6 protein-coding genes, 2 tRNA genes and 2 rRNA genes are annotated in these 12,581 nt (G+C 54.1%); 5 read left to right on the top strand and 5 right to left on the bottom strand.

Translation table 11 applies throughout. The features are described 5' to 3' along the window. Window positions 1-39: 39 nt before the first annotated feature. The 4 genes from ACGHP1_RS14170 to ACGHP1_RS14185 all read right to left on the bottom strand — a co-directional run bounded on the left by ACGHP1_RS14170 (window position 40) and on the right by ACGHP1_RS14185 (window position 4,867). Window positions 40-2,874, bottom strand: a 23S ribosomal RNA gene (locus ACGHP1_RS14170). Between the two features lie 205 nt (window positions 2,875-3,079). After that, window positions 3,080-3,156: transfer RNA gene (locus ACGHP1_RS14175), tRNA-Ile, on the bottom strand. A 3-nt stretch (window positions 3,157-3,159) separates the two neighbouring features. Then, window positions 3,160-3,235: transfer RNA gene (locus ACGHP1_RS14180), tRNA-Ala, on the bottom strand. 121 nt (window positions 3,236-3,356) lie between these two features. Then, window positions 3,357-4,867, bottom strand: a 16S ribosomal RNA gene (locus ACGHP1_RS14185). The 16S and 23S rRNA genes sit together here with 2 tRNA genes alongside, the layout of an rRNA operon. 816 nt (window positions 4,868-5,683) lie before the next feature. Here ACGHP1_RS14185 and nrdD point away from each other — a divergent pair. Then, window positions 5,684-7,855: an anaerobic ribonucleoside-triphosphate reductase gene (nrdD, locus tag ACGHP1_RS14190; RefSeq protein ID WP_005938935.1), complete on the top strand. Its 2,172-nt coding sequence runs from the start codon at window positions 5,684-5,686 to the stop codon at window positions 7,853-7,855. A gap of 219 nt (window positions 7,856-8,074) precedes the next feature. After that, window positions 8,075-8,632 (top strand): anaerobic ribonucleoside-triphosphate reductase activating protein, encoded by a 558-nt coding sequence (nrdG, locus tag ACGHP1_RS14195; RefSeq protein ID WP_005938932.1) that lies wholly within the window; start codon window positions 8,075-8,077, stop codon window positions 8,630-8,632. Between the two features lie 76 nt (window positions 8,633-8,708). Here nrdG and ACGHP1_RS14200 read toward each other — a convergent pair whose 3' ends face one another. Continuing rightward, window positions 8,709-10,286, bottom strand: a complete 1,578-nt coding sequence (locus tag ACGHP1_RS14200; RefSeq protein WP_390509722.1) for a RecQ family ATP-dependent DNA helicase — start codon at window positions 10,284-10,286, stop codon at window positions 8,709-8,711. A 249-nt stretch (window positions 10,287-10,535) separates the two neighbouring features. Here ACGHP1_RS14200 and ACGHP1_RS14205 point away from each other — a divergent pair, with 249 nt between their 5' ends. From ACGHP1_RS14205 to ACGHP1_RS14215, 3 genes are all read left to right on the top strand, one after another. Next, window positions 10,536-11,564 carry a glycosyltransferase family 2 protein gene (locus tag ACGHP1_RS14205; protein ID WP_120081345.1) on the top strand — a complete coding sequence of 343 codons (1,029 nt, stop codon included), beginning with the start codon at window positions 10,536-10,538 and terminating at the stop codon, window positions 11,562-11,564. Window positions 11,565-11,966: 402 nt separating this feature from the next. Next, window positions 11,967-12,164, top strand: coding sequence for a hypothetical protein (locus ACGHP1_RS14210; RefSeq protein WP_044953354.1), 198 nt, complete (start codon window positions 11,967-11,969; stop codon window positions 12,162-12,164). 144 nt (window positions 12,165-12,308) lie between these two features. Further along, window positions 12,309-12,560: an AbrB/MazE/SpoVT family DNA-binding domain-containing protein gene (locus ACGHP1_RS14215; RefSeq protein ID WP_005938917.1), complete on the top strand. Its 252-nt coding sequence runs from the start codon at window positions 12,309-12,311 to the stop codon at window positions 12,558-12,560. Window positions 12,561-12,581 lie beyond the last annotated feature (21 nt).

The raw sequence follows: 12,581 nt of genomic DNA on the forward strand, positions 1-12,581 counted from the left end.
TTACATTTTTTCGTTGACTCTTAGAGTCTCAAGCGAATTGTGGTCAAGCCCTCGACCTATTAGTACACGCTTGCTGAATGGATCGCTCCACTTACACATCGTGCCTATCAACCTTGTAGTCTTCAAGGGGTCTTACTTGTTTGAAACAATGGGATATCTTATCTTTGGGTCGGCTTCACGCTTAGATGCTTTCAGCGTTTATCCGATCCGTACATAGTTGCCCAGCTATGCTCTTGGCAGAACAACTGGTGCGCCAGAGGTACGTCCGCTCCGGTCCTCTCGTACTAGGAACAGCTCCCATCAAATATCCTGCGCCCACGACAGATAGGGACCGAACTGTCTCACGACGTTCTGAACCCAGCTCGCGTACCGCTTTAATTGGCGAACAGCCAAACCCTTGGGACCGAATACAGCCCCAGGATGCGATGAGCCGACATCGAGGTGCCAAACCTCCCCGTCGATGTGGACTCTTGGGGGAGATCAGCCTGTTATCCCCAGGGTAACTTTTATCCGTTGAGCGATGGCATTTCCACTCACATACCACCGGATCACTAACTCCAACTTTCGTTACTGCTCGACCCGTCAGTCTCGCAGTTAGGCTCGCTTCTGCGTTTGCACTCTTTTGCTTGATTTCCGTTCAAGCTGAGCGAACCTTTGAACGCCTCCGTTACTCTTTAGGAGGCGACCGCCCCAGTCAAACTGCCCACCTAACAATGTCCCCCGCCTTGATTCAAAGGCGCAGGTTAGAATTCCAATATCGCAAGGATGGTATCCCAACGGCCACTCCACAAGCGCCAAAGCACCTGCTTCCCAGTGTCCCATCTATCCTGTGCATGCAACATCGAAACCCAATATTAGGCTACAGTAAAGCTCCATGGGGTCTTTCCGTCTTGTCGCGGGTAACCGGCATCTTCACCGGTACTACAATTTCGCCGGGCGGGCTGTTGAGACAGTGCCCAAATCATTACGCCTTTCATGCGGGTCAGAACTTACCTGACAAGGAATTTCGCTACCTTAGGACCGTTATAGTTACGGCCGCCGTTCACTGGGGCTTCGATTCAATGCTTGCACATCTCCTCTTAACCTTCCAGCACCGGGCAGGCGTCAGCTCGTATACGTCATCTTTCGATTTAGCACAAACCTGTGTTTTTGGTAAACAGTTGCTTGGGCCGATTCTCTGCGGCTGCATTGCTGCAGCACCCCTTCTCCCGAAGTTACGGGGTCAATTTGCCGAGTTCCTTAACAACCCTTCTCCCGTTGGCCTTAGAATCTTCTTCCTACCTACCTGTGTCGGTTTGCGGTACGGGCACCGCAGAAATTCACACAGCTTTTCTCGCCATCTTCCATCCCGGACTTCGGTACTAACTTCCCTCGATCGCTACCGGAACCAACACCCGGCTCCGAGACTTCATATGTGTCCCTGTGCTTAACTCTTTTGGTGGTGACGGAATCTCTACCGTCTGTGCATCGGCTACGCCGTTAGGCCTCACCTTAGCTCCCGACTAACCTGGAGCGGACGAACCTTCCTCCAGAAACCTGAGGCTTTCGGCCATGCAGATTCTCACTGCATTCGCGCTACTCATTCCGGCATTCTCACTTCTATACACTCCACAGCCGCTTGCGCTACTGTTTCACCGCGTATACAACGCTCCCCTACCCAATACATTGCTGTATTGCCTAAGCTTCGGTGTCAGGTTTAGCCCCGTTAAATTCTCCGCGCAAAGACGCTCGACCAGTGAGCTATTACGCACTCTTTGAATGAGTGGCTGCTTCTGAGCCAACATCCTGGTTGTCTACGTATCTTCACATCGTTTTCCACTTAACCTGACTTTGGGACCTTAGCTGTAGATCTGGGCTGTTTCCCTTTTGACAATGACATTTATCTGACACTGTCTGACTCCCAAGCATCAATACTCTGGCATTCTGAGTTTGATAAGCTTCGCTAACCTCTCGGCCGCTAGGCTATTCAGTGCTTTACCTCCAGGTATCTAACTTGAGGCTAGTCCTAAAACTATTTCGGGGAGAACCAGCTATCTCCGGGTTCGATTGGAATTTCTCCGCTACCCACAGTTCATCCGCCGCCTTTTCAACGGAGGTCGGTTCGGTCCTCCATGGAATTTTACTTCCACTTCAACCTGACCATGGGTAGGTCACCCGGTTTCGGGCCCATTATATGCAACTTAACGCCCTTTTCAAACTCGCTTTCGCTTCGGCTCCAGACCTTAAGTCCTTAACCTTGCTGCATACAATCGCTCGCCGGACCGTTCTACAAAAAGTACCCTATCACGCTTTGACGCGCTCTAGGTGCTTGTAGGCACAGGGTTTCAGGTTCTTTTTCACTCCCCTCCCGGGGTGCTTTTCACCTTTCCTTCACAGTACTATACGCTATCGGTCACTGGGTAGTATTTAGGGTTGGAGGGTGGTCCCCCCGTATTCCGACCAGGTTTCACGTGTCTGGCCGTACTCTGGAATTCGCTCGGCTCTTGTCGTTTTCACCTACGTGGTTCTCACACTCTCTGACCGGCCTTCCCATGCCGTTCGGTTAACAACTTAAGTCCTAAATGCGCTCCGTACCCCGAAAGTATTTCTACTCTCGGTTTGCCCTCTTCCGCGTTCGCTCGCCACTACTTACGGAATCTCGTTTGATGTCTCTTCCTCGCCCTACTTAGATGTTTCAGTTCAGGCGGTTCCCTCGATATACCTATTTTGAAGTTCAGTATAACGTACCTGAGTATGAACCCAGGTGAGTTTCCTCATTCAGAGATCTCCGGATCAATGCTTATTTGCAGCTCCCCGAAGCTTATCGCAGCTTATCACGTCTTTCATCGGCTCCCAGTGCCAAGGCATTCGCCCTGCGCCCTTGTTCGCTTGACCTTTCAAACGTTCTCTTGGAACATTTGGTATCCTCTTGATTCTCTCTTGCCAACGAAGATTATTGTTACCCTTCCTTTTGAAATTGCAATATTTCTTAAAAAGAACTTACTATAATCTTTGTTTCGCAGTTATTATTCAGTTTTCAAGGTACGTCTTGGTGATGTTCTTCAAAGCCCGGTCTCCCGGAACTTTGAGAAACATCACATGGTGGGCCAAAATGGACTCGAACCATCGACCTCACGATTATCAGTCGTGTGCTCTAGCCAGCTGAGCTATTGGCCCATGTGGTGGAGATTAAGGGAATCGAACCCTTGACCCCCTGCTTGCAAAGCAGGTGCTCTCCCAGCTGAGCTAAACCCCCACATTAGGAATTGAGTTCCCTTTTCAGGGCCCTCAAAATCGAACAATATCTACTCTTCTCGTTTGTTACCTGTCCAAGGACTGTCCATCTTTTGATGTCCTGTCCTTGCCTGACTCCTTAGAAAGGAGGTGATCCAGCCGCAGGTTCTCCTACGGCTACCTTGTTACGACTTCACCCCAATCACCAGTTTTACCTTCGGCGGCGTCCTCCTTGCGGTTAGACTACCGACTTCGGGTCCCCCCGGCTCTCATGGTGTGACGGGCGGTGTGTACAAGGCCCGGGAACGTATTCACCGTGGCATGCTGATCCACGATTACTAGCAATTCCGACTTCGTGCAGGCGAGTTGCAGCCTGCAGTCCGAACTGGGACGTTGTTTCTGAGTTTTGCTCCACCTCGCGGTCTTGCTTCTCTTTGTTTAACGCCATTGTAGTACGTGTGTAGCCCAAGTCATAAAGGGCATGATGATTTGACGTCATCCCCACCTTCCTCCGTTTTGTCAACGGCAGTCTGGCCAGAGTCCTCTTGCGTAGTAACTGACCATAAGGGTTGCGCTCGTTGCGGGACTTAACCCAACATCTCACGACACGAGCTGACGACAACCATGCACCACCTGTCTCCTTGCTCCGAAGAGATTACATATTTCTATGTCTGTCAAGGGATGTCAAGACTTGGTAAGGTTCTTCGCGTTGCGTCGAATTAAACCACATACTCCACTGCTTGTGCGGGCCCCCGTCAATTCCTTTGAGTTTCAACCTTGCGGTCGTACTCCCCAGGTGGATTACTTATTGTGTTAACTGCGGCACTGAAGGGGTCAATCCTCCAACACCTAGTAATCATCGTTTACGGTGTGGACTACCAGGGTATCTAATCCTGTTTGCTACCCACACTTTCGAGCCTCAGCGTCAGTTGGTGCCCAGTAGGCCGCCTTCGCCACTGGTGTTCCTCCCGATATCTACGCATTCCACCGCTACACCGGGAATTCCGCCTACCTCTGCACTACTCAAGAAAAACAGTTTTGAAAGCAGTTTATGGGTTGAGCCCATAGATTTCACTTCCAACTTGTCTTCCCGCCTGCGCTCCCTTTACACCCAGTAATTCCGGACAACGCTTGTGACCTACGTTTTACCGCGGCTGCTGGCACGTAGTTAGCCGTCACTTCCTTGTTGGGTACCGTCATTATCTTCCCCAACAACAGGAGTTTACAATCCGAAGACCTTCTTCCTCCACGCGGCGTCGCTGCATCAGGGTTTCCCCCATTGTGCAATATTCCCCACTGCTGCCTCCCGTAGGAGTCTGGGCCGTGTCTCAGTCCCAATGTGGCCGTTCAACCTCTCAGTCCGGCTACCGATCGTTGCCTTGGTGGGCCATTACCTCACCAACTAGCTAATCGGACGCGAGGCCATCTCAAAGCGGATTGCTCCTTTTCCCTCTGGTCGATGCCGACCCGTGGGCTTATGCGGTATTAGCAGTCGTTTCCAACTGTTGTCCCCCTCTTTGAGGCAGGTTCCTCACGCGTTACTCACCCGTTCGCCACTCGCTCGAGAAAGCAAGCTCTCTCTCGCTCGTTCGACTTGCATGTGTTAGGCGCGCCGCCAGCGTTCGTCCTGAGCCAGGATCAAACTCTTTATAAATGATATTTATCACTTTTAAAGTGTTAAATCTTGTTCGCTCAGCACGCAATCGCTTGCGTCCTGTGTGAATTACTTTTGGAATTGTTTTTAGTGTTTTTCCAAACACTTAAAAGGTTCCTTACAAGTTTTTCGATATTGTTCAATTTTCAAGGTCCTGTAGCGCCTCAGCCTTTCGGCTGACGACCTGTTTATTGTACCACCGAAGTGGTTTTTTGTCAAGCCTTATTTTTTAGAAGCTTTTGAACTTTCTGAACTTGGACTGCTTCAAGCATCTCAGTGTCAGCTGGTGTTTTCTGCGTCTATTGGTTCTTTTCAAGGGCTTCCTGCTGAGGCTTCGGAAGTCATTCTTTTGCCTCAGCACTTGGCGCTCAAGTATAATACCACACCCCCGCCTCCTTGTCAACACTTTTTGACAGATTTTTTCCATTCTTTTTTGCGCACGACCGGAAACGGCATCTGACCGTGAGGTATATGCGCCGCAGCTGCTTTGGTGCAGCTTGGCACAAATGCCCTTTCTCTTTACTTATATAATGTATTATAAAGCTTTCGCCGTATAATATTTTGCGATATTACACCTCGGAAACAGGTGTGCGTTGTCAAGAGGTCTTGGCTCAGATTTTATCCTGAAAATTATCCATGAATTTTGGCTAAAACTCCAAAACGCAAAATGTAGTGGTATTTTCCTTGACTTGCCACTAGATAGTGATAGAATAGAGCTACATTCAGTTTGTTGGATATCGTGTGCGTAAAACGGGTATCTCTTATTGTAAGAGATACCCGTTCACACTGTGCTTTATTTGTTAAGGAGGAGAGCCGATGAAGATCATCAAACGCAACGGTGCAGAGGTCCCCTTTGATATCACCAAGATCATCACCGCTGTTACTAAGGCCAGCGATTCCGTGAGCGGCCAGAGCCGTCTAACCAAGGACCAGATCACCCAGATCGCCGCTGCTGTTACCGACCAGTGTCAGGCGCTGAACCGCGCCGTCAGCGTGGAAGAAGTGCAGGATATGGTGGAGAACCAGCTCATGGACATCAAGGCACATGATGTGGCCCGGCACTACATCACCTACCGCTATGTGCAGAGCCTGAAGCGCCAGACCAACACCACCGATGAGCGCATCCTGAGCCTGATCGAGTGCCAGAACGAAGAGGTCAAGCAGGAGAACGCCAATAAGAACCCCACCGTGAACAGCGTACAGCGCGACTATATGGCCGGTGAGATCTCCAAAGATCTGACCGCCCGTCTGCTGCTGGACCCGGAGATCGTCAAGGCACATCAGGAGGGTCTGATCCACTTCCACGATTCCGACTACTTTGCCCAGCACATGCACAACTGCGATCTGGTGAATCTGGAGGACATGCTGCAGAACGGCACCGTCATTTCCGGCACCTATATTGAAAAGCCTCACAGCTTCTCCACCGCCTGCAACATCGCCACCCAGATCATTGCACAGGTGGCATCCAACCAGTACGGCGGCCAGAGCATCAGCCTGACCCACCTCGCCCCCTTTGTGGATGTCTCCCGCAAGAAGATCGCCGCTGAGGTAGAAGTGGAAATGGCCGGTCTGGACGTTTCTGCCGAGCGCAAGAAGGAGATCGTAGAGCGCCGCCTGCGCAGCGAGATCAACCGCGGTGTGCAGACCATCCAGTATCAGGTGGTCACGCTGATGACCACCAATGGTCAGGCCCCCTTTATCACCGTGTTCATGTATCTGGGTGAGGCGCGCAATCCGCAGGAGAAGGCAGACCTTGCCATCATCATTGAGGAGACTATCCGCCAGCGCTATCAGGGCGTGAAGAACGAGGCCGGTGTGTGGATCACCCCCGCCTTCCCCAAGCTGATCTATGTGCTGGAAGAGGACAACATCCGCCCCGGCACTCCCTACTATTATCTGACCGAGCTGGCCGCCAAGTGCACCGCAAAACGCATGGTGCCCGACTATATCTCCGAGAAGAAGATGCTGGAGCTCAAGGTGGACAAAAACGGCGAAGGCCACTGCTACACCTGCATGGGCTGCCGCAGCTTCCTGACCCCCTATGTGGACCCCGAGACCGGCAAGCCCAAATACTACGGTCGGTTCAATCAGGGCGTTGTCACCATCAATCTGGTGGATGTGGCACTCTCCTCCAAGGGCAACTTTGAGAAGTTCTGGAAGATCTTCGACGAGCGTCTGGCCCTGTGCCACCGCGCACTGCAGGCACGGCACAAGCGGCTGCTGGGCACTCCCAGCGATGCCGCTCCCATTCTGTGGCAGTATGGTGCACTGGCTCGCCTGAAAAAGGGGGAAAAGATCGACAAGCTGCTGTTCGGCGGCTACTCCACCATCAGTCTGGGCTATGCCGGTCTGTATGAGTGCGTGAAGTATATGACCGGCAAGAGCCACACCGATGCCGGTGCAAAGCCCTTTGCTCTGAGCGTGATGCAGCACATGAACGACAAGTGCAACGCCTGGAAAAAGGCCGAGAACATCGACTACTCTCTCTATGGCACCCCGCTGGAATCCACCACCTACAAGTTCGCCAAGTGCCTGCAGAAGCGCTTTGGCATCGTGCCCGGCATTACCGACAAGAACTATATCACCAACAGCTACCATGTGCATGTGTCGGAGCAGATCGATGCCTTCACCAAGCTGAAGTTTGAATCCGACTTCCAGCGCCTGTCCCCGGGCGGTGCCATCAGTTATGTGGAAGTGCCCAACATGCAGGACAATCTGGAAGCCGTCATAAGTGTGCTGCAGTTCATCTATGACAACATCATGTATGCGGAGTTGAACACCAAGTCGGATTACTGTCAGGTCTGCGGTTATGACGGCGAGATCAAGATCGTGGAGGATGACGGCAAGTTGGTGTGGGAGTGCCCCAAGTGCGGCAACCGCGACCAGAACAAGCTGAACGTTGCCCGCCGCACCTGTGGCTATATCGGCACCCAGTTCTGGAATCAGGGCCGCACGCAGGAGATCAAGGACCGCGTGCTGCATCTGTAACCTTTTTGTAGAAAGGAAAGCATCCTTGCCCTCTCCGTCATCGCTGACGCGATGCCACCTCCCCCAAAGTGGGAGGCCTTGACAGTCCATGCAAAGTGTGTGGTTTCGCCAGGGGCTCTCCCTTTGACAGACTTCCCCCGCGCCGGGGGAAGATGGCGAAGCCAAAAGGGGGAACAGGCTGGGCGCGAAGCGGCCTGAGAGGGCTAGGCCGCTAAAATTATGAACTACGCAACCATCAAATACTATGACATTGCCAACGGCCCGGGGGTGCGCACCAGCGTGTTCGTGTCCGGCTGCCGCCACCACTGCCCAGGGTGCTTCAACGCCGTGGCGTGGGACTTTGACTATGGCCAGCCCTTCGACAAACCCACCCGCAACGAAGTGTTTGCATCCTGCCAGCCGGACTATATCGCGGGCCTTTCTCTGCTGGGCGGCGAACCCATGGAGCCGGAAAATCAGCGGGAGCTGCTGCCCTTCGTGCGCAACTTCAAGGCCTTGTACCCGAACAAAACGGTATGGTGCTATTCCGGCTACACCTGGGAACAGCTGACCGGCAAAGAGCCAAGCCTTGCCCGGTGTGAAGCCACCGACGAGCTGCTGAGCCTGCTGGATGTGCTGGTGGACGGCGAGTTCGTGCAGGCAAAGCACGATATCTCCCTGCGGTTCCGGGGCAGCAGCAACCAGCGTCTGCTGGATGTGAAAAAGACCCTTGCCGCCGGTCAGCCCGTGTGGTGGGAGGACGAAAAGGTGTTCGCCACCCATACTATGGAAAAATAAACATAACAGAAAAGAGCGTCCGGTTTTCCACTTCCTGAACGGAACGTGTGGAAAACCGAACGCTTTCTTTTTTGTTTTACTCTCTGCTGCCCACGGCATCCTCGATGATGCGCAGGAAGGCATTGCCGTAGCGGGCGGCTTTCTTCTCGCCCACACCGCTGATATTCAGCAGTTCATCGGTGCTCAGCGGCTTCTTTTCCACCATTTCCCGCAGGGTGGCATCGCTGAACACCATAAAGGCCGGGATATTCTGCTTTCCGGCCAGCCGCTTGCGCTGAGCATAGAGGGCATTCAGCAGCTTTTCGTCAAACTCGCTCAGCTCGCCTGCCACCGCCTTTGTGCGGCGCGGCTTCTCGGTCAGGCGGCGGGCATTATCCGCCGCGCGCCGCCGGGAATACTCCACCTGCAGCTGCGCTTCCTGCTCTGCGGCCAGACAGCAGGAGCAGTTGCCGCATTTCTTTGGTGCAGCTTCGCCGAAGTAATGCAGCAGAAATCCCCGCAGACAGTCCTGCGTGGTGGAATAAAATGTCATGTACTTGAGCCGTTCCTCGGCCTTGCGGGCAGCTTCGGCCTTTACATCGGCGGGCAGGCCGTTGTCTGCCTCCATCTCCTTCTCGATGAAGAACCGGATGGTGCGCACATCGGTGCCGGAATAGAGCAGCGTGCACCGGGCGGGCTGTCCATCGCGGCCTGCACGGCCTGCTTCCTGATAATAACTTTCCACATCCTTGGGCATATTGTAGTGGATCACGAACCGCACGTTGGGCTTGTCGATGCCCATGCCGAAGGCATTGGTCGCCACCATGACCTGCACCCGGTCATAGAGGAAATCGTCCTGATTCTTCCGCCGGGTATCCGCGTCCAGCTTGGCATGGTAGGCCGCAGCCCGGATACCGCGGCTCTGCAGCAGGCGGGCAGTCTCATCCACCTGCTTTGTGGTGCTGCAGTAGACGATGCCCGCGTTGTCACCCTCTTTCAGCACAAGATCCAGCAGCTCCTTCGGATTCTGGCTGGGCAGGGCGCGCCGGGTCTCAAAATAGAGGTTGGGCCGGTCAAAGCTGGTGGTCACCTCGTAGGGCTTCTGCAAGGCCAGCTGTTCCCGGATGTCGTCCCGCACATGGGCGGTGGCCGTGGCCGTGAATGCGCCTACCACCGGACGGCTGGGCAGGCTGTCCACAAAGGCTTTGATGCGCAGGTAGCTGGGCCGGAAGTCCTGTCCCCACTGGCTGATGCAGTGGGCCTCGTCCACCGTCACCATACTGATGGTCCGTTCCTGCGCAAACCGCTGGAAGCCGGGCATTTCCAGCCGCTCCGGTGCCACATAGATGATCTTGTACCAGCCTTCCCGGGCGCGGCGCAGCATCAGGGCCTTCTGGTTGTCGGTGAGGCTGTTGTTGAGGAAAGCCGCCGCCACACCGGCCTGCACCAGTGCCCCCACCTGATCCTTCATCAGGCTGACCAGCGGCGACACCACGATGGTGATGCCCGGCAAAAGCAGCGCCGGCACCTGATAGCAGATGGATTTACCCGCACCGGTGGGCATCACCGCCAGTACATCCTGCCCGGCAAGCAGGCGGCTGACGATCTCCTCCTGCCCGGGGCGGAAGCTGTCGTAGCCAAATACCTTTTTTAAGATCGAGTGCGGGTTTTCCATGGGTTCCTCCGTATCATAGAATAGGTTTTTTTCTGCGCAATGTCTTCAAAACCATATCAGTATACCACAAAAGCCGGGCTTTTGCGCAGGTGCAGAGCCGTTTTTTTGGCAAAAAGCACGAAATGTCAAAGGTAATTTTTTTGCAAATGATAGCTTTTCAGGCGCGAAAATGATATAATAGGAGCACATAACTCCATGTCCGGCGTTTTTTGTGCGCCGACTGTTGATAGAAAAAGGAGCAATCATCTTATGCAGCAGAAACTCATCACCTTCGCCGTTCCGTGCTACAACTCGGCGGCATATATGCGCCATTGCATCGAGACCCTGCTTTCTGCCGGAGAGCAGGCCGAGATCATCCTTGTGGACGACGGTTCCGTGAAGGACGATACCCCCGCCATCTGCGACGAGTACGCCGCCAAATATCCCACCATCGTCAAGACCATCCATCAGGAAAATGGCGGCCACGGCGAGGGTGTGAATCAGGGCATCCGCAACGCCACAGGCCTGTACTATAAGGTAGTGGACAGCGACGACTGGCTGGACACCGACGCCCTGAAAAAGGTTCTGGCCCGCCTGACCACTCTGGTGGCCCGCGGCACCGCGCCGGACATGATGATCTGCAACTATGTGTACGAGCATGTGGAGGACAACACCACCCTGACCGTGCGCTACACCAACGTGTTCCCCCAGAACCGCCTGTTCAACTGGACCCATGTGGGCCACTTCCGCCCGGACCAGAACATCCTGATGCACTCGGTGATGTACCGCACCGAGGTGCTGCGCAAGTGCGGCATGGTGCTGCCCAAGCACACCTTCTATGTGGACAACATTTTTGTCTACCAGCCCCTGCCCTATGTCAAGAGCATGTACTACATGGATCTGGATCTGTACCGCTACTTCATCGGCCGTGCCGACCAGAGCGTGAACGAGAGCATCATGGTCAAGCGGGTGGATCAGCAGCTGCGGGTCACCCGGCACATGATCGACTGTCAGGATCTGGATGAGCTGAAGGATCAGAAACGTCTGCACGCCTACATGGTGCACTATCTGTCCGTGATGATGGCTGTGAGCGACATCTTCCTGCTGCTGGACGGCAGCGACGAGGCAAAGGCCAAGCGCACCGGGCTGTGGCAGTACCTCAAGGACCACGTAAGCACCGGCGTTTACCGCGCCGTGCGCTACAATCTGGGCGGTCTGACCGACCTGAAGTTCCCCGGCGGCGACAAGCTCACTCTGGGCGTGTACCGCCAGCTGCGCAAGGTCTTCAAGTTCAACTGATTGTTTGAAATTTACTTCTTCCGTCACGTCTTACGCCGTGCCAGCTTCCTCAAAGAGGGAGCCTTTGGCAGAATGGAACACTTCTCCTTCTCGCCAGAGCCTCCCTCCGTGAGAAAGACTCCCCCGGCCGGGGGAGGTGGCACGAAAGTGCCAGAAGGGGAATGGGTGGCATCTCGCAGCGATGACGGAAGGAGTTTCTTTTTGTCACACGGCAAAAAATCTTTGCAAAAATGCCGTATTCCGGTTGCTTTTTGTCTGGGCGGATAGTATATTGGACGTATATGCGTTTTTTCTGGCTGCGCTGCGTTTTTCCTTTTCGTTCTTCCCTTTCGCTGATCGCGGGCCCGCTGCAGTGATGATATCCAGAAGTACCTCGGCATCACCCTGCTGCCGCAGGCCGGTGTGGCACTTGGCATGGCTGCCACAGCCGCCCAGCTCTCGGACGGCCACATGGTGCGCAACGTGGTGCTGTTCTCGGTGCTGGTGTATGAGCTGGCAGGCCCCACGCTGACCAAGATCGCACTGACTGCCGCTGGAGAGATCCGTCCCGAGGGACGCACCAGCGCCCGTGTGGAGAACAAGCCGGAAGAAGTTGCATAAAAGGTTGTTTTTTGTCGAAATGTCACGCAATCATTGACGAACCCTGTTATTTTTTGTATACTGAGCATAGCGCCACTGGAACAATTTTCCTATTGTGTCACAGACTGGCTATCACAGGAAAAGGATAAAGGAGAATGGAATACTATGAAAAGTACCGGAATTGTCCGCGGCATCGATGCGCTGGGCCGCATCGTTCTGCCCAAGGAGCTGCGCACCAGTATGCATCTGGACACTGACACCAAGCTAGAGATCTTTGTGGATGGCGACTCCATCGTGCTCAAAAAGCATCGGCCCGCCGGCAGCTGCGATTTCTGCGGCGAGGTGGATGAGTCTTCGGTACAGTTTGCGGGCTACTGCATCTGCCCGGCCTGCCGCCGCAAGATCGGTGCACTGTAAAACACACAAAAAGGAGGCTCT

This window comes from Faecalibacterium sp. i21-0019-B1 (assembly GCF_042852915.1).
In the GTDB taxonomy this organism is placed as follows: domain Bacteria; phylum Bacillota; class Clostridia; order Oscillospirales; family Ruminococcaceae; genus Faecalibacterium; species Faecalibacterium taiwanense.